Here is a 24,643-nt window from a genome sequence, read left to right as displayed (position 1 = left end):
ACACAGCATAGTCCGCACACCGGGGCGGTGCGAGGAGCCCGTCACAGGCGCTCGAAGATGCGGACGACCGACAGCAGCACGAAGCAGGCGATCATCGTGACGGGAAATCCGAGGTCCAGCGCGACGGGGCCGAGCCGCAGCGGAGGCAGCAGCCGGCGGAAGAACCGCAGCGGAGGATCGGTAACGGTGAAGACGATCTCGGCGAGCACGAGCCCGAATCCGCGGGGCCGCCACTCGCGGTTGAACATCGGGATGTACTCGAGGATGAGCCTCGCGAGCAGCAGCAGGATGTAGACGAGAAGGAGGACGTCGACGACGGATGCCGCCAGGCGCACGAACTCCACGACTACTGCGAGAAGGGCGCGGCCTCGGGGTCGGCCTGCGCGACCGAGCCGTCACCGGAGATCGCCACGTTCTCGGGCGAGAGCAGGAAGACCTTGCTGGTCACGCGCTCGATGCGTCCGTACAGACCGAGCGAGAGGCCGCTGGCGAAGTCGATGAGGCGACGCGCGTCGGCATCGCTCATCTGCGAGAGGTTGATGATGACGGGGATGCCGTCACGGAAGTTCTCGGCGATCAGCTGCGCGTCGCGGTACTGCTTGGGGTGCACCGTGAGGATCTCGCTGACGGTGCCGGCGGTGGGCTGGCGGACCACGGCGGGACGGTGCAGCGGGACCACGGGCGCGGCCTTCTCGACGGTGCGCTCGGCGCCCCGCTCGCTCGTGCGCTCGCGGCGGGCCGGGGTCTCGGCGACCGGCTCGTCGTAGACCTCTTCCTCATCGGCGAGGCCCAGGTACACCATGGTCTTCTTGAGCGGGTTCGACATCGCATTCCTCCGTTTGCTCGTCTGTGTTTGAGGCTAGCCGCCACCGGGCCGCGGACCCGTGATTGCCGTGCCGATCCGCAGGTGTGTCGCGCCGGCGGCGATCGCTTCGGCGAAGTCGCCGGACATTCCGGCCGACATCCACACGGCATCCGGAACGACGCGTCGCAGCGCGTCGGCGGCGGCCGCCAGGCGTTCGAACGCCGCGGCGGGCGCCTGGGTGAGCGGCGCGACCGCCATGACGCCGCGGACGCGCAGCGACGGGCACCGCGCGGCGACGTGCTCCGCGAGGGCTTCGACGTCGCCGGGGGCGATGCCGCCACGACCCGGGTCGTCGGTGAGGTTCACCTGCAGGAAGACGTCCAGCGCGCTGCCGTCGGGGTCGGCGGCGTGCAGTGCATCGGCCACGCGATCGCGGTCGACGGAGTGCACGCAGTCGGATGCCGCGCGCACCGCCCGGGCCTTCTTGCTCTGCAGCTGCCCGATGAAGTGCCAACGCACGTCGTCGACCACGGTCTCCGGTCCCTGAGCTTGTTGAAGGGCGGCGCGCTTGGCGGTCAGCTCCTGCTGGCGGTTCTCCCCCACGTCGCGCACGCCCAGGGCGGCGAGGTCGGCGACGAGCTGCGCGGGGTGGAACTTCGTGACGACGATGCGCGTCAGGGCGCCGGGGTCGCGACCGACCGCCCTGGCCGCATCCGCGATGCGGGCGTCCAGGGCGGTCAGTCGTTCGGCCAGATCGGTCACTTCAGGAAGTCGGGGATGTCCAGGTCGTCATCGCCGAACACCGAGTCATACGAGTCACTGGATGCCGTGACCGAGACCGTCTCCTTGGGGGCGCTGTGGTCGGCCTCGGCGATCTCGCGAGCAGCCTCGTCGGCCGACACCGCGGGGACCAGCGGAGCGGACACCGGGCGCTGCGCCGTAATCGGCTCGATGCGCGCCTGCGGCTCACCGCCGTCGAAGCCGGCGGCGATGACCGTCACGCGCACCTCGTCGCCGAGGGTGTCGTCGATGACCGTGCCGAAGATGATGTTGGCCTCGGGGTGCGCGGCCTCCTTCACCAGCTGCGCGGCGTCGTTGATCTCGAAGATGCCGAGGTTCGACCCGCCCTGGATCGACAGCAGCACACCGTGGGCGCCCTCGATCGAGGCTTCGAGCAGCGGCGACTCGACGGCCAGCTCGGCCGCCTTGATCGCCCGGTCGGCACCGCGCGCCGAGCCGATGCCCATGAGCGCCGAACCCGCCCCCTGCATGACCGACTTGACGTCGGCGAAGTCGAGGTTGATGAGACCGGGCGTCGTGATGAGGTCGGTGATGCCCTGCACACCGGCCAGGAGCACCTGGTCGGCCGTGGCGAACGCCTCGATCATCGAGATGCCGCGGTCGCTGATCTCGAGCAGACGGTCGTTGGGGACGACGATGAGGGTGTCGACCTCTTCCTTGAGCTTGGAGACACCCTGCTCGGCCTGCTGCTGGCGGCGGCGCCCTTCGAAGGAGAAGGGCTTGGTGACGACACCGATCGTCAGCGCGCCGATCGACTTCGCGATGCGCGCGACGACGGGAGCGCCGCCGGTGCCGGTGCCGCCGCCCTCGCCGGCGGTGACGAAGACCATGTCGGCACCCGCGAGCGCCTCCTCGATCTCTTCGGCGTGGTCCTCGGCGGCGCGACGGCCGACCTCGGGGTCGGCGCCCGCACCGAGCCCGCGAGTGAGCTCGCGGCCCACGTCGAGCTTGACGTCGGCGTCGCTCATGAGCAGCGCCTGCGCGTCGGTGTTCACCGCGATGAACTCGACACCTCGCAGCCCGAGCTCGATCATCCGATTGACGGCGTTCACGCCACCGCCGCCCACACCCACGACCTTGATCACCGCGAGGTAGTTCTGGTTCTGGCTCATGCCGGCCTCCATTGTGTCCCGAACCCTGACTGCTAAACCTTGAACCTCAAGTTGAGGTTTAAAGAATTGCCGAGTATGCAATTCCTTGATTGAAGGTAAGCGGGAGAAACCTGTGGCCGGTTCAGGCGCTGGGCGTGTCGCGCGATCGGAGTTCGCGCGCGGCGGGATCGGCGTTCGGGCGCGGCTCGTCAGCGGACGACGACGGCGTCCACCGACGAGACGTCATAGCTGTAGACGTCCGCCGGCGGGCGGACCGCCATCGCCGCGGCCAGGCGCACCGCCTTCTCGGCGGAGTCGTCGGCGTTGCCCCAGACGACATCGGTGTTCGTGCCGCCGAGCGTGAGGGTCACATCGTTCGCGGTCGTCGCGCGCATGGTCGTCACCTGCGCGCGGATGTCGTCGGGAAGGGAGCGGTACACCGTTCCGATCGCCGTGAACGCGGGCGATCCGATGCCGCCGGTGGCCTCGATCACGGGGTGACCCGCGGGGGCATCCGGTGTCGTCGCGAGCGCGACGCCGGCGGCATCCACCAGCGTGTAGCCGGCCGCGGACTGGACCGCTCCGATGGGCGTGCGCTCCACGATGCGCACGACGAGTTCGTGCGGCGGCCGCGCCTCGAGGGTGTAGCTCTGCACGAGCGGGAACTGCACGAGCGCCGCCTTGATCTCGGACGAGTCGATGAGCGGCAGGGGCGTGCCCAGCTGGCCGTCGAGCGCGGCCTCGACGTCGCCGGGATTGAGCGTCTCGGCGCCCACCACGCGGATCCGCTCGACGGCGAACAGCGGACTGTATGCGGCGCCGAGGGTGCCGAGCACGAGCAGCGCGAGCGCGCCCAGCACGCCGATCCACAGCATCCGACGCCGCCGCTGGCGCACGGTGAAGCGGCGCACCTCGGCGCGCAGCGCCCGGCGCCGGGCGCGGGCGGCGGCCCACACATCGCGGACGCCGATGGGCGCGGCATCCGGAGCCTGCCCCTCGTCCGGCTCGACCCGATCCGCCTCGGAGGGATCGCGGTCGTCGATCGGGACGATCGGCGCGAGGGGCGAGGTGATGGCCCACGCCGGGGCAGTGAGGTCGTCGTCCCCCGCGTCCGCCCCCGCCCCACCGGGCACGGCGTCGGTCGGCTCGGACGGCGTCTCGGGGGCGGTCTCGGTGCGGCGCGGCGCGAGCGGGATCGACACCTCGACCGGCGCCTCCGCATCGCCGGCGGCACCGGTCGTCGTCGGCGCCGGAAGCGGAGTCGGCCGGCGCATCGGCTAGTCCTGTGCCTTCGCCGCCAGGGCCTCGAGCACCTGCGGGATGATGAGGTGGACGTTGCCGCAGCCGAGCGTGATGACGTAATCGCCGGAGCGGGCGACGGATGCCGTGTAGTCGGCCGCCTGCTGCCAGTCGGCGACGAAGTGCACGCGGTCGGCGTCGCGGAAGGCGCCGCTGACGAGCTCGCCCGTGACGCCCGGCACGGGGTCTTCGCGCGCGCCGTAGACATCCAGGACGACGGTGTGGTCGGCGAGGGTCTCGAGCACATCGGCGAACTCGCGGTACATCTCCTGCGTCCGCGAGTAGGTGTGCGGCTGGTGCAGGGCGATGATGCGGCCGTCGCCGACGACGCTGCGCGCGGCCGACAGCGCCGCCGCCACCTCGGTCGGGTGGTGCGCGTAGTCGTCGTAGACGCTGACGCCGCGCTCGACGCCGTGCAGCTCGAAGCGGCGGACGGTGCCCGCGAAGCGCTCGACGGCGCGGAGGGCCGGCTCGAGCGCGTAGCCGAGCGTGAGGAGCACCGCCACCGCGCCGGCGGCGTTGATGGCGTTGTGCGCACCGGGCACCGACAGGCGCCCCGGCACGGTCTCGCCGTTGTGGGTCAGGGCGAAGGCCACGGGACCGGCGGTGACGATGTCGGTGACGCGGACGTCGGCGTCGGCATCCTCACCGAAGGTGATCACGCGCGGGTGGGTGATCGCGGCGGCGACGCGGCGGGCACCCGCATCGTCGGCGGAGATCACGACCGCCTCGCGCGCACCGTTCGCGAAGCGGACGAACCCGTCGTAGAACGCGTCGCGCGACTCCCAATGGTCGAGGTGATCGGGGTCGACGTTGGTGATGAGGGCGACCGAGGTGTCGTAGAGGAGGAAGGTGCCGTCGGACTCGTCGGCCTCGATGACGAAGAGCTCGTCCGAGCCGGTGCCGCTGGAGACGCCGAGATCGGCGATCACTCCCCCGCTGACGAAGGTCGGCGCTTCACCGAGACCGCGCAGCGCCGTGACGATCATGCCGGTCGAGGTCGTCTTGCCGTGGGCACCGGCGACGCTCACGAGGCGACGGCTCCCGATCAGCCAGTGCAGCGCCTGGGAGCGGTGGATGACGTGCAACCCTCGCTCTTTCGCGAGGAGGAACTCCGGGTTCTCCGGCCAGATCGCGCCCGTGTGGATGACGGTGTCGACGTCATCGGGCAGATTCGCCGCGTCGTGACCGACGTGCACGTCGGCGCCGCGCTCGGCGAGCGCCCGCAGCGCCGCGCTGTCGGCGCGGTCCGATCCCGACACGCGGATGCCGCGGTCGAGGAACATGCCCGCGAGCCCCGACATCCCGGATCCGCCGATCCCGATGAAGTGGGCGGCGGTGATCTCGGCGGGGATGGGGAGGCTCAGGTCGGGTCGAATCATGGCCCGTCAAGTCTAGGTCGGCGCCCGCTGAGGGGACGCTGCGGCGCGCTGGGCCGGCGGGGGGCAGATCGTGGCTATATTCCCACCGCGGGTATATGATGTGCCGTATGAGCACTCTCGGCGACACCTCGTTCTGGATCCTCACTTCGCTCGCGGGCGGGCGAAAGCACGGGTACGCGATCCTGCGAGACGTCGCGCAGGCGGCGGGCGTCGCCCCCAAAGCGACGACGCTGTACGCCAGCCTGGAGCGGCTGGAGCAGCAGGGGCTCATCCGCGCCGACGGCGACGAGATCGTCGACGGGCGGGCGCGCCGCTACTTCGTCGTGACGGATACCGGCCGCGACGGCCTCGACGCACGGGCCGCGGAGTTCGAGGAACGCGCCCGGGCCGCACGCGCCGCACTGATGCGCGGTGCTCGGACCCGCGCGGTCCCGCCCCGCGGCGCCCCGGCGCGTCCCATCCGCACGGCCCGGGTGTGGGCATGACGGACGACGACCCGTTCCGCCGCCTGCTGCGGTGGTACCCGGCATCCTGGCGCCGGGCGCACGGCGACATCGTCGCCGGAATGCTGCGCGACGTCGCCGAGGCGACGGGAGGAGCAGCACCGTCCCCGGCCGAGCGGCGATCGGCCCGCATCGAGGGCCTCGCGCACCACCTGGACCGTCGGCTCGCGCTCGTCGCCGCCGTCGCGGCGGTCGTCCTCGCCGCCGCCGGGTTCATCCTCTACCTCGTGGTCCCGGCGATCCTGCAGAGTACCGCGGGAGTGCTGCCGTGGGAGGGCGGGCCGACGGCGATGAGCGTCGTCGCCGCTGTCACGATCTTCAGCGTGCCGTTGTTCGTCGCCATGTCGCTCATCGCGACGCTGCGCGTGCGTGGGCTGCGCGCGGGCCCCGCGCTGGCCTCACTGGTGATCGCTACACTCGCGACGGTGCTGCTCGCGGGCGCCGGAGCATCGTGGAGCATCGGGTTCGACGAGGCGGATGCCGGCGTCGCTCGATCGCCGTTCGCGGCCGCGTGGCTGTTTCTGGCCGCGGGGGCCGCGCTGCTGGGCGCGACGGCGACCGCGATCCTCATCGGGACGATGCTCGCGGGACGCCTGCGCGGCTGGGCGTACGTGATCGGCGGGGCGGCGGGGCTCGTGCTGGCACCGACGCTGATGATCACGTTGCCGAGCCCGGCGACGGCCGGGCTGGCGGCGATCGGCGCGCTCGTGCTCGCTGATCTCGGGACGCGCCCGCCGCGCAGAGACACCCGGTCCCCCGCAGGATCCGTGCCCTCCGCGCCCGGATGGGCGCCGGCCTCAGCCGCAGCCGCCGATTCGCCCGGGCCGCACGGCCGGGCCGCCGAGGCCCGCTCGCGATGGATCGCGGGCCTGGCGACGACGTCGTTCGTGCTCGGGATCCCGGCCGTCGCCTTCGCGTTCGCCGGGTCGCAGTGGTCGGCGCTGGACGCAACCGAGGCGATGCGAGCGGGCATCGCATCCGGAGCGCTCGCGGCGATTCCGTTCGCGCTGTGCGTGGGCGTGGCGCGGACGGGCCACCGCACGCGAGACCGCTGGGGCCCCGCCGCGCTCCTCGCCGCCGCGGCGGCCGCTCTGGCGATCGTGAACGCGGCCTCCGACGGCGATGGCAATGCGATCGTGTGGCAGCTGCTGCTGTGCGCGCTGCCGATCGCCGGAGCCGTCGCGTGGCTGCTCCTCACGTCCTGGGGAGCGGGGGACTCGGGCGGGATCCTGGCGATCGGCGCCGCCCTGCCCGTCCTCGTGCTCGCCCTGGGACTGCAGCTGCTCCCCTTCCTCACCCCGGTCGCCGCGCTCGTCGTCGCCGTCTCAGCGTCGGTGCGCCGACGCCGCCGCGCCGTCGCGGTCGGCTGACACTCGACGCCACCCGTCGGCGCGGCCGGGACACGCGGTCAGCGCCCGAGGGCCTCGTCGATCATCGCGATGACGTTCGCCGTGCCGGCGCGCGAGCCCGATCCGGCGGCGGCCTCCCGCATCGCCGCGAGGGCGTCGGCGTCGGTCAGCAGCGGCACGATCTGGTCGCGGACCCGGGCGGCCGTGAACTCGGCGTCGGGGATCATCAGCGCGGCACCGGAGGCGACGGCGGATGCCGCGTTCAGCGCCTGCTCGCCGTTGCCGACGGCGTAAGGGACGTAGACGGCGGGGATGCCGAGCGCCGACAGCTCGCTCACGGTCGCGGCCCCGGCGCGCGAGACCACGAGGTCGGCCAGCGCGAGCGCCAGGTCCATCCGGTCCAGGTACGGCACGACACGGTAGTCCGGCGCGCCCGGGTCGACGAGCTCATCGCGCTCCCCCGCGGCGTGCAGCAGCTGCCACCCGGCCGCCGTCACCGACGACCACGCCTCAGCGAACGCCTCGTTCAGCCGGCGCGCCCCGAGGGATCCGCCGAAGACCAGTAGCACCGGCCGCGCGGGGTCGAGACCGAACGATGCCGCCGCCTCGGCGCGCAGCTCGGCGCGGTCGAGCTCGACCAGCTCGCGCCGCAGCGGCATGCCGACGACACGGGAGCCGGGCAGCGGCGTCCCCTCGAACGCGACGCCGATGCCCGCCGCCCCGCGGGCGCCGAGCCGGTTCGCCAGTCCCGGGCGTGCGTTGGCTTCGTGCACGACGTACGGCACCCCTTCCCGGCGCGCCGCGACATACGCGGGAGCCGAGGCGTAGCCGCCGAAGCCGACCACCACGTCGACGCCGTGCGCGCGGATGTGGGCGCGCACCTGCCGGACGGCGCGGCGCCACGCGAACGGAAACCGCAGGGCCGCGGCGTTCGGTCGGCGCGGGAACGGGACCTTGTCCACCACCAGCAGCTCGTACCCGCGCTCGGGCACGAGGCGAGACTCGAGCCCCTCGCGGGTGCCGAGCACGAGAACGGATGCCGCGGCATCCCGCGCCCGCAGTCCGTCGGCGACGGCGAGCAGCGGGTTGACGTGGCCGGCGGTCCCACCGCCGGCGAGCAGATACGTCGGGGATGCTGAGGCGCTCGTCACCGGATCGAGCCTACCGTCGCGCGACGCCGCGGCCTCCGCCTCGGCCTCGGCGGCCCGAGGCGAGGTAACTGCAAGGCCGTGCGGGAGACACGCCGGGGCGGCGCGCCGATCGTGCGGCGTGTCGCCCGGCATCCCTTGCAGTGAGTTCAGCCGGGCCCGCTGGGCACAGTGGATCTGTTCCGTCAGCGGCTCGCGCGGCCAGGCCGCCCGGACGCGAGACGCCCGGACGCGGGCGGCGGCGCGAGGGCCGGCTGCGGCAGCGTCCGCGCGAAGGACAGCAGCACACCGCACGCGATCAGCACCGACAGAAGGGACGTCCCGCCCTGCGACATGAACGGCAGCGGCACGCCCAGCACGGGGGCCAGCCGCAGGACGACGGCGATGTTCAGCAGCGCCTGGCCGACGATCCAGACCGTGATGCCGCCCGCGACGATGCGGATGAACGGGTCGTGCGTCTTGCGGACGATGTGGAAGGCGCCCACCGCGAACAGCGTGAACAGCGCGAGCACCACCAGGCAGCCGATGAGGCCGAGCTCTTCCCCCAGGATCGCGAAGATGTAGTCGTTCGACTGCGCCGGCAGCCACCCGTACTTCTCCCGCGAATTGCCGAGCCCCAGCCCGAAGATGCCGCCGTTGGCGAGCCCCCACACCCCGTGCAGCGACTGGTAGCAGTCGTCGAAGTAACAGGCGGTGGAGTCGACGTTCAAGAAGCTCATGATGCGCCCCATGCGGTTGGGGCTCGTCACCGCGAACACCGCGGCGGCGCCGACGACGAGGATGAGCGGGATGAGGAACAGCCGCAGGCGCACGCCGGAGAAGAACAGGCAGCCGAGCAGGATCGCCATGAGGATCATCGCGGTGCCGAGGTCGTGACCGGCCATGACCGTCCCGATGACGAGCGCGCCGACCGGCACCACCGGGATGAACACGTGCCGCCACAGGCCGAGCAGCGTCTGCTTGCGGTACAGGACGTAGCCGAGCCACAGCGCGAGCGTGACCTTGAGGAACTCCGAGGGCTGCATCTGGAGGCCGGCGATGCGCACCCAGTTGCGGTTGCCGTCGTTCTCGATGCCGATACCCGGGACGAAGACGAGCAGCTGGAACACGGTCGTGAGGATGAGCGCCGGCCAGGCGATCTTCTTCCAGAACGACACCGGCAGCCGACTCGCCACGAACATCAGCGGGATGCCGATGACCGCGAACACGGCCTGCTTGAGCACGACTTCGAACGGGCTCTGCCCGTCGGCCAGCGCGGTCGCCATCGTCGCCGACAGCACCATCGTGAGACCGAACCCGGTGAGCAGCAGCGCGGTGGAGGCGATCAGCAGGAACTCGCTCGGCACCGGCGCGAACACACGCCCGAGCGATACTCGCGCGGCGAAACCACGCCGCGAGGCGGCGTCCGAGGCGGATGCGGTCGGCTCAGCCGGCGGCGCCGCGCGGCGGGTCCGCGGCGGGATCGTCGTCGTCACCGGCTCCCCCTCCGTGGCTTCGGTCCTGCTGGTTCTCGTCCCGGTTGGCCCGGTCCTTCACGGCCCTGGCGAAACGATGACCGCGGTCGGCGTAGGAATCGAATTGATCGAAGGATGCCGCGGCCGGAGCGAGGAGGACCACGTCTCCGTCACGGGCGATCTCCGCCGCCAGTTCGACGACCTGCGCCATGACGTCTTCAGTCTGAGCGTGGTCGACCTCGAACAGCGGGATGCCGGGGGCGTGTCGTGCGAACGCCTCCGTGATCGGGTCGCGGTCCACGCCGATGACGATCGCGGCTTTCACTCCCCCGCCGCGCGCGGCGACGAGCTCGGCGATGTCGACGCCCTTCAGCTGACCGCCGACGACCCAGACCGCTCCGGGGAACGCGGCCAGGGACGACGCCGCGGCGTGCGGGTTGGTGGCCTTGGAGTCGTCCACCCACGTGATGCCCGCCGTCACCGCGACGACCTCGATACGGTGCGCGTCCAGGCGGAAGGTGTCCAGCGCCGCGGCGATCGCCGCCGGGGCGACCTCGAGCGAGCGGGCGAGGGCCGCGGCGGCGAGGATGTTCGCCACGACGTGCGGGGCGGCGAGGCCGCGCGCCGCGAGGTCGGCGACGGTCGTCAGCTCCAGCGCGCTGGTGCGGCGATCGTCGAGGAAGGCGCGGTCGACGAGGATGCCGTCGACGACGCCCAGGTCGCTCGGCCCCGGCACCCCGAGGTCGAAGCCGATGGCGCGGCATCCGTCCACGACGTCGGCTTCTTCCACCATGACGCGGGTCGCGGCATCCGCCTTGTTGTAGACGCACGCGACACGCGTGTTCTCGTACACGACCGCCTTGGCGTCGCGATAGGCGGCGAACGAGCCGTGCCACTGCAGGTGGTCGTCGGCGAGGTTCAGGCACACGCTCGCGTGCGGCGAGAGCGGATCCGGACCGTCCTGCAGCGACAGGTACCAGAGCTGGTGGCTGGACAGCTCCACGACGAGCACGTCGAAGCCGGCGGGGTCGCGCACAGCGTCGAGGACCGGTACGCCGATGTTGCCCACGGGCGCCGCCCGCAGTCCCCCGGCGACGAGCATCGCGGCCGTCAGCTGCGTGGTCGTGGTCTTGCCGTTCGTCCCCGTGATGAGCACCCAGTCCGCGGGCGTGCCGTCGGCGCGCACGACCTTGTCGCGGACGCGCCACGCCAGCTCGATGTCGCCCCACAGCGCGATGCCCGAGGCGCGCACCCACGCGATGACGGGATGGTGCGGGGCGAAGCCGGGCGAAGCGACGACGACCTCGGGCGCGAACGCCTCGAGCTCGGCGGGCACGGTGTCGAGCGCCCCCGTCCACAGGGTCGCGCCGATCACCGGCAGCAGCCGCGCGTATTCCGCGTCGGCATCCTGCGTCACGACGAGCACCTCGGCGCCGAGCTCGGCGAGCGTGTCGGCGACGGAGAAGCCCGTCATCGACAGGCCGAGCACCGCGACGCGCAGGCCCTTCCAGTCGGCGTGCCAGCTCGTCAGCTCGTCGAGGCGCCCCGTCACAGCGCCGCCAGCCACGCGACGTAGAACAGGCCCACGCCGGTGACGGCGAGCATGCCGGCGATGATCCACATCCGCACGACGATCGTGATCTCCGGCCATCCGCGCATCTCGAGATGGTGATGGAAGGGGCTCATGAGGAACAGGCGTTTCCCGCCCGTGGCCTTGAAGTAGTAGCGCTGCAGGATCACCGAACCGGGGCCGATGATGAAGACGCCCGCGATGATGACGGTCAGGAGCTCGGTGCGCGACAGGATGCCCATCGCGGCGATGACACCGCCGATCGCCATCGACCCGACATCGCCCATGAAGATCTTCGCCTTCGGCGCGTTCCACCACAGGAACCCGACGAGGGCGCCGACGAAGGAGGCCGCCACGATCGTGAGGTCCATGGGGTCGCGCGTGGGGTAGCAGGCGTTGACGTAGCTGTCCACGAGCGCGTTGCTCATGCAGCGCTGCTGGAATTGCCAGAAGGTCACCAGGCTGAGCGCCGAGATGGTGAAGATGCCCGCGCCGGTGGCCAGTCCGTCCAGCCCGTCGGTGAGGTTGGTCGCGTTGGACCAGGCGACGGAGATGAACGACACCCACACCAGGTAGATGATCCAGCCGACGATCACCCCGAGGGCCATGAACGACAGCACCGGAATGTCGCGGAAGAACGACACGTACGGCGAGGCGGGCGTCTGACCGTAGGTGTTCGGGAAGTTCAGTGCCAGGATGCCGAAGGGCACCGCCACCAGCACCTGGCCGACGATCTTGCGCCAGCCGGAGAGGCCGAGGCTGCGCTGCTGACGGACCTTCATGAAGTCGTCGATGAAGCCGACGACGCCGAAGCCGACCATCATCCAGATGACGAGCAGTCCCGAGATCGTGGGCGGCGCGCCGCCGGTCAGGGTGCCGACGACGTAGCCGACGATCGAGCCGACGATGAAGACCACCCCGCCCATCGTGGGCGTGCCGCGCTTGGCGTGGTGGCTGGGGTTGTGGGCGTCCTCCGGCGTGCGGATGACCTGTCCCCAGCCGAGCTTCTCGAACAGCCGGATGAACAGCGGCGTGAGGAAGAGGGTGAAGGCGAGGGAGATCGTCGCGGCCGTCAGCAGGGATCTCACGAGAACGATTCTCCCAGACGATCGCCCAGATGCCGCAGGCCCGCCGAATTGGAGGACTTCACGAGCACGCGATCACCGTCGCGGAGCTCGCCCGACAGGTAGTCGAACGCCTCGTCGGCGGTCTCGAAGAAGACCGCCTCGCCGTCCCACGAGCCCTCGCCGACGGCGGCGAGGTACAGTCGGCGCGCGTCGCGGCCGACGACGACGATGCGCTCGATCCGCAGCCGCACCGCGAGGAGCCCGACCCGGTCGTGCTCCTCCCCGGCATACTCGCCCAGTTCGCTCATCGCCCCGAGGACGGCGACCTTGCGCTGTCCGGGCTCGGCGATCTGCGCGAGGGTGCGCAGCGCCGCCGCCATGGAGTCGGGGCTGGCGTTGTAGGCGTCGTTGATGATGCGCACCCGGTCGGACCCGAGCGGCTGCATGCGCCAGCGCTCGGCAATCTCGACGGTCTCCAGCCGCGCGATGCCGTCGCGGAGGGAGACGCCCAGTTCCCGGGCGGCGGTGAGCGCGGCGAGGGCGTTCATGACGTGGTGCTCGCCGAGCACCCGCAGCCGCAGCGGCAGGCGCTCGTCGCCCGCGACGACGACGCAGGTGGTGCCGGATGCCGTGACCTCGACGTCCTCGGCACGCAGCTCGGCCGCGGTGCTGCGCCCGAACCAGCGCACCGCGACGCCCCGGGCCGCCGCGACGGCGGCCATCGTCACGACGCGCGGATCGTCGGCGTTGAGCACGGCCACACCGCCCGGGCGGACCGCCTCGACCAGCTCGGTCTTGGCCTTCAGGGTCTCCTCCACGCCGCCGAAGCCTCCGGCGTGGGCGAGTCCCACCATGAGGACCACGCCGATGTCGGGGGTCACGAGCCCGGCGAGGCGGGCGATCTGGCCGCCGGCCGCGGCGCCGAACTCACTCACCAGGAACCGGGTGTCGGCGGTGACGCGCAGCATCGTCAGCGGCGCTCCGACCTCGTTGTTGAACGAGGCGCGCGGTGCGACCGTCTCCCCCTCGTCCTGCAGGATGCGGGCGAGGAGGTTCTTGGTGGTCGTCTTGCCGTTGGATCCGGTAATGCCGACCACGCGCAGGTCGCCGCCGGCGCGGACCTGCGCGACGACCGTGCGGGCGAGATCGGCGAGGGCCTGCACCGCGTCGGCCACGACGATCTGGCTGATCGGGGCGTCGACGGGGTGCTCGACGATCGCGAGCGCCGCGCCGGCCTGGGCTGCGGCCGCGACGAAGCGGTGGCCGTCGGTGGCCTCGCCGGGCTTGGCGACGAAGATGTCACCGGGCCCGATGAGGCGCGAGTCGGTGTCGACGGTGCCGTCGACCGTGGTGTCGGGGGTATCGGCATCCGTCGTCTGGAGGCGCCCCGCGACGGCGGCGGCGACCTCGGCGAGTGTCATGCGGATCATAGGGAGTGCTTCCTCACGCGCAGTGCGTCACTGGGTGACCGGCAGCAGCGGGGTGGGCTGGTTCGACGGCATGACGCGGTAGTGCGTCAGCACCTGCGTCATCGCCTTCTTGAAGACGGAGCGGTTCGCCGAGGACATCGTGTTGGTCTTCGGCTCGTTGAACAGCGTCAGAACAACGTACTGCGGATCCTCCGCGGGGGCGTAACCGGCCAGGGAGGTCATGTAGAGGTTGTCCTTGTAGCCGCCGTGCCCGTCGGGCACCTGCGCCGTTCCGGTCTTAACCCCCAGGCGGTACCCGGGGATGTTGATGTCGGCGGCGAGCGTGCCCTGCGCGTAGACGTTCTCCAGCATCTGCGACACCTCGGCCGCGGTCTCCGGCTCGATGACCTGCACCGGGTCGGGAAGGTCGGGGGTGATGACGGTGCCATCGGCCTTCGTGCACGACTCGACGAGCTGCGCCGGCATGCGCACGCCGCCGTTGGCGATCGTCTGGAAGACGCTCGTGACCTGGGTCGGCGTGACGGTGAAGGCCTGCCCGAACGTCGTGGTGTAGTAGGTCTGGTTGTCCCAGTCCTTCGCGTCGGCGGAGAACCCGGCCCGCGGTGCACCCGACCAGTCGAGGGCGTCGCCGCCGCCGACGCCGAAGCGCTGGAGGTAGTCCTGACGCACCTCGGGTGCCACCGTCGTGCCGAACTGGCTCATGGCGACGTTCGAGGACTGCACGAGACCGCCGGTGAGGGTCAGGTTCTCGGTGGGGTGGCTCTCGGAGTCGTTGATGACCGCGCCGTTGGGGAACTCGATGCGGTCGGGCGTGACGACGGTGGAGGTCGGGGTGAGCCCGGCCTGCTCGATCGCCGTCGCCGCGGTGACCGGCTTGAACGTCGATCCCGGCTCGTACGCGACCCGCAGGAGGCGCGAGCCCCGGTCGTCGGGAGATGAGGCCCCGGGATCGTTGGGGTCGACGGAGTTCGTCTCGGCGAGCGCCCGGATCTTGCCGGTCTTGGCCTCCATGACGATGATGCCGCCCCAGTCCGCCTGGTAGCGGGCGGTCTCCTCGCTGATCAGCTGCTGCATGAACCACTGCAGGTCGCTGTCGATCGTGAGCTTCAGCGTCCCGCCGTCCACGGCCGGCTTCTCCACCTCGGTGCCGGGGATGATGACCCCATCGGCGCCGCGCTGGTAGGTCAGCGATCCGTCCTCGGCGGCCAGGCACGAGTTCTGCAGGCCCTCCAGTCCCTCCAGCGGCGTGCCGTCCGAGCCGACGAACCCGATGAGGTTGCCGGCGACGGCGCCGTCGGGATAGATCCGAGACGGATGCGGCGGGAACGACAGGAACGGCAGCTTCAGCCCCGCCAGCGTCCGGTACTCCTCCGTGGACACCGACTTCTTCACGACGGCGTACTGGCTGTCGGCGTCGGCGGCGAGCGCGTCGGCGACGATCTTCTCCACGTCGGCCGCCGACTGCCCGGTGACGCCCGCGATGTCGGCGGCGAGCTCGGTCCAGGGCACCATCACGGTCTCGCCCTTGTCGTCCTTGACGGTTCGGCCGTCGTCGTCCTTCTTCGCGATCCCCTTCACAGCGAGGGACGGGTCGATCTGCACGTCGTAGCGCAGCGTGCTCGAGGCGAGGACCGTGCCGTCGGTGTCGACGATCTCGCCCCGCGCGCCGTACAGCGGCTGCTTGGCGCCGGTCGCGAAGCTCTGCGAGTCGGTGATGTGGTCGTTGGCGTTGACGACCTGGATGTCGACGAGCCGCACGACGAAGGCGGCGAGGACCGCCAGGACGACGGCGAGGGCGACGACGGTGCGCCGACGCGGGCTTCGGGTGGCTCGGGTCGTCATACAGATCAGTGTGTGGCGGGGGTGGGAAGACCGTCGGCGATGGCAGGGGGTGTCGTCGTATTGACGATGGCGTCGTCGACGACGCTCGCGCCGCCGCCGAGGCTCGCGGCGGGGTCACCGGCCAGCGGAACCCCGCTGACGAGAGCGTTTCCGACGGCCGCCTGCGTCAGCGCGTTGATGGCGCTGGCACCGCTGAGACCGGCCGCGGTGCCGATGACGGCGTTGTCGCTCAAGCGCAGGTACGTCGGCGCCTGCCCGGTCAGCATCCCCATCGCCTGCGCGTTCGCGGCGAGGTACTGCGGCGAGCTCAGCCCGGCGACGTCGTCCTGCAGCATCTGCTTCTGCCAGTCCAGGTCGCGCTGCTGCGAGGTCAGCGCGGAGAGCTCGTACGAGGTCTGGGTCGTGAGGATAGACAGCCCCATCTGCGCTGCGGCGATGAGCACCGCACCGGCGACCGCGACGATGCCGTACAGCATGCGCGGACGCCGCCGCGGCAGGGGATGCTCGAGGGCGCGCAGTCGCTCGCCGCGGGCGGGACCACCCGGGCGGGTGCGCGACGGCAGCTCGGGAAGACCCGCCAGCAGGTCGACGGAACTCTCGGCCGGAATGCTCATGCCGCCTCCCTCACGCGCTCGGCCGCGCGCAGGCGCACGGGGGTGGCGCGGGGGTTCTGCGCCTTCTCCTCATCGGTCGCGAGCTCCGCACCCTTCACCACGAGACGGAACCGCGGCGCGTGCTCGGGAAGCTCGACCGGCAGCCCCGCCGGGGCCGTGGATGCCGCGGCATCCGCGAACACCCGCTTGACGAGGCGGTCTTCCAGCGACTGGTAGCTCATGACGACGATGCGCCCGCCCACGCGGAGGGCGTCCATCGCCGCCGGCAGCGCCCGCTCGAGCACGGCGAGTTCGGCGTTGACCTCGATGCGCAGCGCCTGGAACACCCGCTTGGCGGGGTGGCCCCGGCCCTCGCGCTGGACGGCGGCGGGCGTCGCGGCGATGAGGATGTCGACGAGCTGACCGGAGCGCGTGATCGGCGCCGTCGCGCGGGCGGCGATGATGGCGCGCGCGTAGCGGCCGGCGAGCTTCTCTTCGCCGTACCGCTCGAAGATGCGGCGCAGGTCGCCCTCACCGTAGGTCGCGACGATGTCGGCGGCCGTCGTGCCGGCGGTCTGGTCCATGCGCATGTCCAGCGGCGCGTCCTGCGCGTACGCGAACCCGCGGTCCGCCTCGTCGAGCTGAAGCGAGGAGACCCCGAGGTCGAAGAGGATGCCGTCGGCGCGCTCGACGCCGGCACCGGCCAGAGCCGCGGCGATGCCGTCGTAGACGGTGTGGACGAGCGTGACGCGGTCGCCGAAGCGGGCCAGGCGCTGCCCCGCGATGTGGAGGGCGTCGGTGTCGCGGTCCAGGCCGATGAGGCGGACGCCGTCGAACCGCTCGAGCAGCGCCTCGGAATGTCCGCCCATGCCTTCGGTGGCATCCACGAGCACGGCACCGGGCCGGGTGAGGGCGGGCGCCAGCAGCTCGACGCAGCGCTCGAGCAGGACGGGGGTGTGGATGTCGGAGAAGGTCATGGTCTTCGCGGGATCCGATCCGGAGTCGTGATCCCCATCCGCCGCGACCTGGCACCGGGGAAGTGTGTCAGGGCGTGCGGCTGGGAGTCACGGCCACGGTCAGAACAGGCCCGGGATCACCTCCTGCTCCATGTCGGAGTAGCTGTCTTCGTTGCCTTCGGCGTAGGCGTTCCACGCCTCGGCATCCCAGATCTCGGCGTGCGCGCCGACACCGGTGACGACGAGTTCGCGGCCGAGGTTCGCGTAGGTGCGCAGGTGCGGGGGGATCGTGATGCGGCTCTGGCTGTCGGGCTTCTCGTCGCTCGCTCCGGAGAGGAACATGCGCTGGAAGTCGCGCGCCTGCTTATTCGTCAGCGGCGCCTCGCGGATCTTCTCGTAGACCCGCTCGAACTCCTTCGTGCTGAACACGTACAGGCAGCGCTCCTGACCGCGGGTGACGACGACGCCGTCACCGAGGTCGGTGCGGAACTTGGCCGGGAGGATGACGCGGCCCTTGTCGTCGAGCTTGGGGGTGTAGGTGCCCAACAGCATCGGCCACTCCCCCTTCCTCCGGCCCGATCCAGGTACGCACCACTTTACTCCACTTCCCTCCACTTCACTATCAATTTCTCGGCGCATTCCTCCCCCGCTCCCCCACAGACGCGAAGAACCGCCCACACGCAAAAAAGCACCGACCCGAAGGTCGGTGCGTGGTCGTGCGTGTGGCGGGGGCGCTCCGCCGGGGCGGAGTCAGCCGGGCGGAGTCAGCCGGGCGGAGTCAGCCGGCGGCGATCAGCGGTCGCCCTGGCGGCGATCCCACCGGTCGTTCATGCGATCCATGAAGGATGCCGACGACGACGACGCCGGCTTCGGCTTCTTCTCACCGGAGCGGGGCGTGGCGGCGGCGAACCCGCGCGCGGGCGTGACGGCGAGGACGACGCCGGCCACCATCACGAGGAAGGCGATGACACCGATGACGATGATCCCCGAGGAGACGCCGGCGATGAGGCCGCCGATGCCGAGCAGCACGAGGATCGTGCCGTAGACGATGTTGCGGTAGCTGAGGGTCTGCCCATCACGAGGCGCACTGACGACATCGGCGTCCTTGTTCATGAGATGGCGTTCCATCTCATCGAGCAGACGCTGCTCCTGCTCTGACAGAGGCATTGCCTCCCCCTCCTCGCCGTACGGGTGTCGGCCTCGTGTGCGCTCGATTCTACGCGTGCACTCGAGAACTAGGCTAGGCCCGTGACCGCGTCTCCCGTGCCGATCGAGGCTGTTTCCCAGCGACTGGAGAGGTTCGTGGCCGACCAGCGCGCGCAGTGGCGCGACGGGGGCGCCGAAACCGCGGCCTTCCTCGACGCCGCCGCGGCCGCGCTCACCGGCGGCAAGCGCCTGCGCGCCCGGTTCTGCATCACCGGCTGGCAGGCGGTCGCCGAGCACGGCAACACCGCTCCGCGCGCACCGCAGGCACCGGACGACGTGCTCGCGGCCGCCGCCGCCCTGGAGATCTTCCACGCCGCCGCGCTCGTGCACGACGACCTCATCGACAACTCTGACACCCGTCGTGGCCACCCCGCCGCCCACCGGGCGCTGGAAAGCGCGCACCGGACCTCGCGCTGGGCAGGGGATGCCGCGGCGTTCGGCCGCTCCGCAGCGATCCTCCTCGGCGACCTCCTCGTCGCCTGGAGCGACGACCTGCTCGAGGAGGGACTGCAGGACGCGGTGCACGCGGCATCCGCCCGCGCCGTCTACGCCCTGATGCGGCGCGAAGTGACGGTCGGCCAGTTCCTCGACATCGCGGAGGAGGCCGCCTTCGTCACGGCCCCCGATGACGAGCACGCCGACCGCGCACTGCGCGTCGCGTCGCTGAAGTCGGCGCGCTACAGCATCCAGCATCCGCTGCTGCTGGGCGCGGCACTGGCGGGCGCCGACGAGCGCCAGAGTGCCGCCCTCGCCGCGTTCGGGCACCCGCTCGGGCTCGCCTTCCAACTGCGCGACGACGTGCTGGGCGTCTTCGGCGATGCCGCCGTGACCGGCAAGCCCTCGGGCGACGACCTGCGCGAGGGAAAGCGCACGCTGCTCATCGCCTACACGCGTGAGAGGCTCGCTCCCGGCGCGCGGCAGGTCTTCGACGAGCTGATCGGCGATCCGGCGCTGGATGCCGGGCAGATCGCCGCCCTGCAGCAGACGATCGTCGACACCGGCGCGCTGGAGCGGGTCGAGCAGGCGATCACGCGGTTCGCCGACGAGGCCGACCGCGCGCTGCGCGGTGCGCCGCTGGGCACACCGGCGGTCGGGGCGCTGCGCGATCTCGCGCGCGACGCGACGGCGCGCACGGCCTGACGGCGCGCCGCCGGATCAGGCGAGCGTCTGCGCGACGCGACGGACCTCGCTCTTGCGCCCTTCGCGCAGCGCCTCGATCGGGGGACGTCCGATGGACTCCTCCGGTGCGAGCAGCCAGTCGATGACCTCGTCGTCGCTGAAACCGGCGTCCTGCAGCACGATCGCCGTGCCGCGCAATGACGCCAGCGGACGACCGTCGAGGATGAACAGCGACGGGACCGCGAAGGCGCCGCCGCGGCGCGAACCGACCAGGTGCTTCTCGTCGAGCAGACGGCGGACGCGGCCCAGCGGTTCGCCGAGCGCCTCGACGAGTTCGGGGAGGGTGAGCCAGTCGGTGGCGGCGGATGCGGCGGTGTCGTCGGTCACGGTTCCACTATTCCACTGTCGGGCGCGTCGCGCCTCGCGCGTCGCGGGTCGCGCACCGGCGACCCGCCGGAGCGCCGCGAGACCACTTCTGTCACACAAGTCACTTCTTATAACACTCGTTGACAGCAATAGACATCCGTGACACGGTAGCGGGGTCGAAGAAGGGGGTCCGCTTTGCGACTCGCACGCCTCTCCGCCCGCCTCACCACCCCCGCCGCTCTCGTCGGCTCGGTGGCGCTCAGCCTGACCGCGGCACCCGCCGCGGCCGCGCCCGCCGCGGGTGCGGACGCGCACGCGACGCAGCGACAACCGGCTGACCGCGCACTGCCACGCTCTGCCGCCGCGGCGTCCTTCCACGCCACTGGCGCCCGCGCCGTCGGCGCCGTCGGCGATGCCGCGACCTACACCGTGCAGTCCGGCGACACGCTGTGGGCGATCGCCCGCGCCCACGGCACGTCGGTCGCGGCGCTCCAGGAGGCGAACGGTCTCGGGGCGGCGACGCTGATTCGCCCGGGCCAGGTTCTCGCGCTTCCGGGAGCCGTCGCCGCAGCATCCCCCGCCGCACCCGCGCCCGCGCCGGCACCGGCCGCGACGACGACGCACACCATCGCCGCGGGCGACACCCTCTGGGCGATCGCGCGGGCCCACGACACGACCGTCGCGGCGCTCCTCGCCGCGAACGGACTCGCCGACGGCGCCATCATCTACCCGGGGCAGACCCTCACGATCCTCACGGCGGCACCGGCCGCGGCATCCGCCCCCGCATCCGCCCAGGCCGCAGCCACCCCCGCGACGCCGCCGACCGTCGTGCTCGACGCGGAGCAGCAGGAGAGCGCGCGGCTCATCATCCGGGTCGGCCGCAGTCTCGGCGTCTCGGACCGGGGCATCGCGATCGCTCTGGCCACCGCGATGGTGGAGTCGTGGCTGCGGAACCTCGACTGGGGCGACCGCGATTCGCTGGGCCTGTTCCAGCAGCGGCCGAGCACCGGCTGGGGAACCGAGGCCGAGGTCCGCGATCCCGCCCGCGCCGCGGCGGCCTTCTTCGGCGGCCCCGCCGATCCCAACGGAACGCGCACGCGCGGCCTCCTCGACATCGCCGGGTGGGAGGCCATGGAGTTCGGCGCAGCCGCCCAGGCCGTGCAGATCTCGGCCTACCCGGAGCGGTACGCACCGTGGGAGCCGCAGGCCTACGCCTGGCTCGCGGCGCTCGGCTGATGCACGGCCGGGGTGAGGCGCTCCCGGCCCCGGCGGCATCCGCTCCCTAGAATCACAGGGTGAGCACGAGCCAGCAGACCGACCCGCTGATCGGCCGTCTGGTCGACGGCCGGTACCGGGTGCGTGCTCGCATCGCCCGCGGCGGCATGGCGACGGTGTACGTCGCGACCGATCTGCGGCTGGAGCGCCGCGTCGCCCTGAAGGTGATGCACAGCCATCTCTCCGACGACACCGTGTTCCAGAGCCGGTTCATCCAGGAGGCCCGCGCCGCCGCGCGGCTGGCCGATCCGCATGTCGTGAACGTGTTCGACCAGGGCCAGGACGGCGAGATGGCGTACCTCGTCATGGAGTACCTCCCGGGCATCACGATGCGCGAGCTGCTGCGCGAGCAGAAGCGACTTTCGATCCCGCAGACGATCACGATCATGGATGCCGTGCTGTCGGGCCTCGCCGCCGCGCACCGTGCCGGCATCGTGCACCGCGACGTCAAGCCTGAGAACGTGCTGCTCGCCGAGGACGGCCGCATCAAGATCGGCGACTTCGGCCTGGCGCGCGCGACGAGCGCCAACACCGCGACCGGGCAGATGCTGCTCGGCACGATCGCCTACCTCGCCCCCGAGCTCGTCACCCGCGGCACCGCCGACGCCCGCAGCGACATCTACGCGCTCGGCATCATGCTCTACGAGATGCTCGTGGGCGAGCAGCCGTACAAGGGCGAGCAGCCCATGCAGATCGCCTACCAGCACGCGACCGACTCGGTCCCCCGCCCGAGCGCCCGCAACCCCGCCATCCCCGAGCAGCTCGACGAGCTCGTCATGTGGGCGACCGAGCGCAACCCCGACGACCGTCCGACCGATGCCCGGGTCATGCTCGACCGGCTGCGCGAGATCGAGAAGGAGCTCGGGGTGTTCCCGCACGTCGTGCGCGCCCCCGCTCCCGGCGTCATCGCGGTCGACGACGGCGTGGACTCGGGCGAGCTGACCAAGGTCATGCCCGGCACGTTCACCGCCCCGATCGTGACCGACGACGTCGACAACGCCACGCGCCTGCGGCGCCGCGCCCGCCGCAACACCCGCAAGGGCGCGTGGCTGGTCGCTCTGGTGCTGCTGCTGACCGGCCTCGCGGGAGGCGCGGGCTGGTGGTTCGGCTCGGGACCGGGGTCGCTCGTCATGGTGCCCGACGTCACCGGGAGCACGATCGAGGAGGCCACCGGCATCCTCGCCGAGCACGCGCTCGTCGCCGTGCCGGGCCAGGACTACAGCCGCGACGTCCCGCTCGGGCAGGCGATCCGCACCGATCCTGAAGCCGGCGCCCGCGTGGCCAAGGACGCGCAGGTGACGGTGGTCATCTCGCTCGGGCCCCAGTCGCACGACATCCCGGCGCTGGCCGGGCAGACGCTGGATGCCGCGACGCAGACCCTGTCGGAGTTCTACATCACGGCATCCGGAGATCCCGCGCGGTTCTTCACCGATGCGGCCGAGGGCACCGTCATCCGGGCGCTCGTGACGCCGCCCGGCGGCGGCGACGCCGTCGACTGCACGAATGGATGCACGGCGCTGGAGGGCTCGACCGTCACGTTCGACGTCTCGGCGGGACCCGTCCCGGACGTCGTCGGCGACACGCAGGATGCCGCCATCGCGGCGCTGGAGGCCGTCGGCTTGAAGGCGTCGGTGACGGAGGACTTCAGCGACGACGTCGAGGAGGGCCGGGTCATCAGCGTCGGGACGCGCGAGGACGGGGGGCCGTTCCAGCCGAACGACGCCGTCCCGCTCGTGGTGTCGAAGGGACCGCAGCTGTTCGACGTGCCGAACGTCGTCGGCATGACCCGCGACAAGGCCAAGAGCACGCTCGAGGCAGCGGGATTCAAGGTCAGCGGCATCGTGTTCCCATGGAACATCGCCGTCAACGACCTCACCGAGGTGGTGTCGCAGAACCCTGCCTCCGGCTCCTACCGTAAGGGCACGACCGTCGAGATCTCCCTCGACGTCCGCCAGTAGGCCCGCCCCTGCCCGCGTGGGCTGACCGGTGGCTGACGCGCGCCGGCCACCCCGACGGCGCGGGTCAGCGCTTCTCGAGCTCCTCGGCGACGAGGAACGCGAGCTCGAGTGACTGCATGTGGTTCAGACGCGGGTCGCACAGGCTCTCGTAGCGCGTCGCGAGGGTGGCCTCGTCGATCTGCTCGCTGCCGCCCAGGCACTCCGTGACGTCGTCGCCGGTGAGCTCGACGTGGATGCCGCCGGGGAACGTCCCCACGGCGCGATGCGCCTCGAAGAACCCGCGCACCTCGTCGACGACGTCGTCGAACCGACGCGTCTTGTAGCCCGTCGGCGTCGTGATGCCGTTGCCGTGCATGGGGTCGGTGACCCACAGCGGCGTCGCACCCGAGTCCTTCACGGCCTCCAGCAGCGGCGGCAACGCGTCGCGGATCTTGCCCGCGCCCATGCGCGTGATGAAGGTCAGGCGGCCGGGCTCGCGCTCGGGGTCGAGCTTGTCGATCAGCGCGAGCGCGGTGTCGGTTGACGTGGACGGGCCGAGCTTGACGCCGATCGGGTTCCGGATCTTGGAGAAGTAGTCCACGTGCGCGCCGTCGAGCTCGCGCGTGCGCTCCCCGATCCACAGGAAGTGGGCCGAGGTGTTGTACGGCGTGAGCGTGCGGGAGTCGATCCGGGTCATCGGCCGCTCGTAGTCCATCAGCAGGCCCTCGTGGCCGGTGTAGAACTCGACGCGCTTGAGCTCGTCGAAGTCCGCTCCGGCGGCCTCCATGAACTTGATGGCGCGGTCGATCTCGGTCGCGAGGCGCTCGTACTGCTGGTTGGCGGGGTTCTGCGCGAAGCCCTTGTTCCAGGAGTGCACCTCGCGGAGGTCCGCGAATCCGCCCTGCGTGAAGGCGCGGATCAGATTGATGGTGGATGCCGCGGTGTGGTACCCCTTCAGCAGCCGCTGGGGGTCGGCGGTGCGCGACGCCTCGGTGAAGTCGTAGCCGTTGACGATGTCGCCGCGGTAGGCGGGCAGGGTCACGTCGCCGCGGGTCTCGGTGTCGCTCGAGCGGGGCTTGGCGAACTGCCCGGCCATGCGGCCCATCTTCACGACCGGCATCGACGCGCCGTAGGTGAGGACGACGGCCATCTGCAGCACGGTCTTGATGCGGTTGCGGATCTGCTCTGCGGTGGCGCCGGCGAACGTCTCGGCGCAGTCGCCGCCCTGCAGCAGGAACGCCTGCCCGGCCGCGGCGCGCGCGAGCCGCTCCCGCAGGTTGTCCACCTCGCCGGCGAACACCAGCGGCGGCAGAGTCGCGAGCTCGTCTGAGACGGCGGCGACGGCATCCGCGTCGGGCCAGGACGGCTGCTGCTTGATCGGGAGCGAGCGCCAGTGATCCAGGTCGGAGTGCAGGGAGGGCATCCGCTCAGTCTAGTGGCGCGCGGTGAC

At 71.5% G+C, this 24,643-nt stretch carries 23 protein-coding genes; 5 read left to right on the top strand and 18 right to left on the bottom strand.

What is annotated here, in order from left to right; translation table 11 throughout:
- Positions 1–41 precede the first annotated feature (41 nt).
- From ACPYN4_RS03200 to murC, 6 genes are all read right to left on the bottom strand, one after another.
- Positions 42–344 (bottom strand): YggT family protein, encoded by a 303-nt coding sequence (locus tag ACPYN4_RS03200; RefSeq protein ID WP_424445601.1) that lies wholly within the window; start codon positions 342–344, stop codon positions 42–44.
- A gap of 2 nt (positions 345–346) precedes the next feature.
- Positions 347–826 carry a cell division protein SepF gene (locus ACPYN4_RS03195; RefSeq protein WP_076691026.1) on the bottom strand — a complete coding sequence of 160 codons (480 nt, stop codon included), beginning with the start codon at positions 824–826 and terminating at the stop codon, positions 347–349.
- Positions 827–859: 33 nt separating this feature from the next.
- Positions 860–1,567 carry a YggS family pyridoxal phosphate-dependent enzyme gene (locus ACPYN4_RS03190; RefSeq protein ID WP_424445600.1) on the bottom strand — a complete coding sequence of 236 codons (708 nt, stop codon included), beginning with the start codon at positions 1,565–1,567 and terminating at the stop codon, positions 860–862.
- Positions 1,564–2,718, bottom strand: coding sequence for a cell division protein FtsZ (gene ftsZ, locus ACPYN4_RS03185; protein ID WP_424445599.1), 1,155 nt, complete (start codon positions 2,716–2,718; stop codon positions 1,564–1,566). The genes ACPYN4_RS03190 and ftsZ overlap by 4 nt, the downstream gene beginning before the upstream one ends.
- A gap of 188 nt (positions 2,719–2,906) precedes the next feature.
- On the bottom strand, positions 2,907–3,971 hold the full coding sequence (locus ACPYN4_RS03180; RefSeq protein ID WP_424445598.1) for an FtsQ-type POTRA domain-containing protein: 1,065 nt from the start codon (positions 3,969–3,971) through the stop codon (positions 2,907–2,909).
- A 3-nt stretch (positions 3,972–3,974) separates the two neighbouring features.
- Complete coding sequence (murC, locus tag ACPYN4_RS03175) at positions 3,975–5,378, bottom strand: UDP-N-acetylmuramate--L-alanine ligase (protein WP_424445597.1); 1,404 nt, start codon at positions 5,376–5,378, stop codon at positions 3,975–3,977.
- Positions 5,379–5,485: 107 nt separating this feature from the next.
- On the opposite strand from murC, the gene ACPYN4_RS03170 reads away from it, so the two are divergent.
- Complete coding sequence (locus ACPYN4_RS03170) at positions 5,486–5,863, top strand: PadR family transcriptional regulator (protein WP_424445596.1); 378 nt, start codon at positions 5,486–5,488, stop codon at positions 5,861–5,863.
- Positions 5,860–7,251: a hypothetical protein gene (locus ACPYN4_RS03165; RefSeq protein WP_424445595.1), complete on the top strand. Its 1,392-nt coding sequence runs from the start codon at positions 5,860–5,862 to the stop codon at positions 7,249–7,251. Before ACPYN4_RS03170 ends, ACPYN4_RS03165 begins: the two co-directional genes overlap by 4 nt.
- Positions 7,252–7,289: 38 nt before the next feature.
- On the opposite strand, the gene ACPYN4_RS03160 is transcribed toward ACPYN4_RS03165, so the two are convergent.
- From ACPYN4_RS03160 to ACPYN4_RS03115, 10 genes are all read right to left on the bottom strand, one after another.
- Complete coding sequence (locus ACPYN4_RS03160; protein WP_239280994.1) at positions 7,290–8,381, bottom strand: UDP-N-acetylglucosamine--N-acetylmuramyl-(pentapeptide) pyrophosphoryl-undecaprenol N-acetylglucosamine transferase; 1,092 nt, start codon at positions 8,379–8,381, stop codon at positions 7,290–7,292.
- Positions 8,382–8,563: 182 nt separating this feature from the next.
- Positions 8,564–9,853, bottom strand: coding sequence for a putative lipid II flippase FtsW (gene ftsW / locus ACPYN4_RS03155; protein WP_424445594.1), 1,290 nt, complete (start codon positions 9,851–9,853; stop codon positions 8,564–8,566).
- On the bottom strand, positions 9,804–11,399 hold the full coding sequence (gene murD / locus ACPYN4_RS03150; RefSeq protein WP_424445593.1) for a UDP-N-acetylmuramoyl-L-alanine--D-glutamate ligase: 1,596 nt from the start codon (positions 11,397–11,399) through the stop codon (positions 9,804–9,806). Before murD ends, ftsW begins: the two co-directional genes overlap by 50 nt.
- Complete coding sequence (mraY, locus tag ACPYN4_RS03145; RefSeq protein WP_281652368.1) at positions 11,381–12,490, bottom strand: phospho-N-acetylmuramoyl-pentapeptide-transferase; 1,110 nt, start codon at positions 12,488–12,490, stop codon at positions 11,381–11,383. The genes murD and mraY overlap by 19 nt, the downstream gene beginning before the upstream one ends.
- The gene (locus tag ACPYN4_RS03140; RefSeq protein WP_287270211.1) at positions 12,487–13,899 is read right to left on the bottom strand and encodes a UDP-N-acetylmuramoyl-tripeptide--D-alanyl-D-alanine ligase; all 1,413 of its coding nucleotides are present in this window, start codon (positions 13,897–13,899) and stop codon (positions 12,487–12,489) included. The genes mraY and ACPYN4_RS03140 overlap by 4 nt, the downstream gene beginning before the upstream one ends.
- Positions 13,900–13,926: 27 nt before the next feature.
- On the bottom strand, positions 13,927–15,741 hold the full coding sequence (locus ACPYN4_RS03135) for a peptidoglycan D,D-transpeptidase FtsI family protein (protein WP_287270209.1): 1,815 nt from the start codon (positions 15,739–15,741) through the stop codon (positions 13,927–13,929).
- Between the two features lie 5 nt (positions 15,742–15,746).
- Positions 15,747–16,355 carry a hypothetical protein gene (locus tag ACPYN4_RS03130; protein WP_315550170.1) on the bottom strand — a complete coding sequence of 203 codons (609 nt, stop codon included), beginning with the start codon at positions 16,353–16,355 and terminating at the stop codon, positions 15,747–15,749.
- Positions 16,352–17,311 carry a 16S rRNA (cytosine(1402)-N(4))-methyltransferase RsmH gene (gene rsmH / locus ACPYN4_RS03125; protein WP_424445592.1) on the bottom strand — a complete coding sequence of 320 codons (960 nt, stop codon included), beginning with the start codon at positions 17,309–17,311 and terminating at the stop codon, positions 16,352–16,354. Before rsmH ends, ACPYN4_RS03130 begins: the two co-directional genes overlap by 4 nt.
- Before the next feature lie 99 nt (positions 17,312–17,410).
- Entirely contained in the window at positions 17,411–17,842 is a 432-nt protein-coding gene (gene mraZ / locus ACPYN4_RS03120; RefSeq protein WP_076691039.1) for a division/cell wall cluster transcriptional repressor MraZ, read from the bottom strand.
- A gap of 240 nt (positions 17,843–18,082) precedes the next feature.
- Positions 18,083–18,457 carry a DUF3040 domain-containing protein gene (locus ACPYN4_RS03115; RefSeq protein WP_239280986.1) on the bottom strand — a complete coding sequence of 125 codons (375 nt, stop codon included), beginning with the start codon at positions 18,455–18,457 and terminating at the stop codon, positions 18,083–18,085.
- Positions 18,458–18,538: 81 nt separating this feature from the next.
- Between ACPYN4_RS03115 and ACPYN4_RS03110 the strand changes: the two genes are divergently transcribed.
- Entirely contained in the window at positions 18,539–19,636 is a 1,098-nt protein-coding gene (locus ACPYN4_RS03110) for a polyprenyl synthetase family protein (RefSeq protein ID WP_424445591.1), read from the top strand.
- A 15-nt stretch (positions 19,637–19,651) separates the two neighbouring features.
- Here ACPYN4_RS03110 and ACPYN4_RS03105 read toward each other — a convergent pair whose 3' ends face one another.
- Positions 19,652–20,002 carry an Rv2175c family DNA-binding protein gene (locus ACPYN4_RS03105; protein WP_239280983.1) on the bottom strand — a complete coding sequence of 117 codons (351 nt, stop codon included), beginning with the start codon at positions 20,000–20,002 and terminating at the stop codon, positions 19,652–19,654.
- Between the two features lie 174 nt (positions 20,003–20,176).
- Between ACPYN4_RS03105 and ACPYN4_RS03100 the strand changes: the two genes are divergently transcribed.
- Together ACPYN4_RS03100 and pknB are read left to right on the top strand one after the other, a co-directional pair.
- Positions 20,177–21,217, top strand: a complete 1,041-nt coding sequence (locus ACPYN4_RS03100; protein WP_424445590.1) for a LysM peptidoglycan-binding domain-containing protein — start codon at positions 20,177–20,179, stop codon at positions 21,215–21,217.
- 59 nt (positions 21,218–21,276) lie between these two features.
- Positions 21,277–23,214, top strand: coding sequence for a Stk1 family PASTA domain-containing Ser/Thr kinase (gene pknB / locus ACPYN4_RS03095; protein ID WP_424445589.1), 1,938 nt, complete (start codon positions 21,277–21,279; stop codon positions 23,212–23,214).
- Between the two features lie 64 nt (positions 23,215–23,278).
- Here the strand turns inward: pknB and ACPYN4_RS03090 are convergent, their stop codons facing one another.
- Positions 23,279–24,616, bottom strand: a complete 1,338-nt coding sequence (locus ACPYN4_RS03090) for a class II 3-deoxy-7-phosphoheptulonate synthase (protein WP_424445588.1) — start codon at positions 24,614–24,616, stop codon at positions 23,279–23,281.
- Between the last annotated feature and the right edge of the window lie 27 nt (positions 24,617–24,643).

The sequence above is a fragment of the Microbacterium sp. CH-015 genome (assembly GCF_049707015.1).
Lineage (GTDB): Bacteria > Actinomycetota > Actinomycetes > Actinomycetales > Microbacteriaceae > Microbacterium > Microbacterium aurum.
The sequence above is the reverse complement of the archived record's forward strand: the minus strand, read 5'-3'. Positions and strand labels throughout refer to the sequence as shown.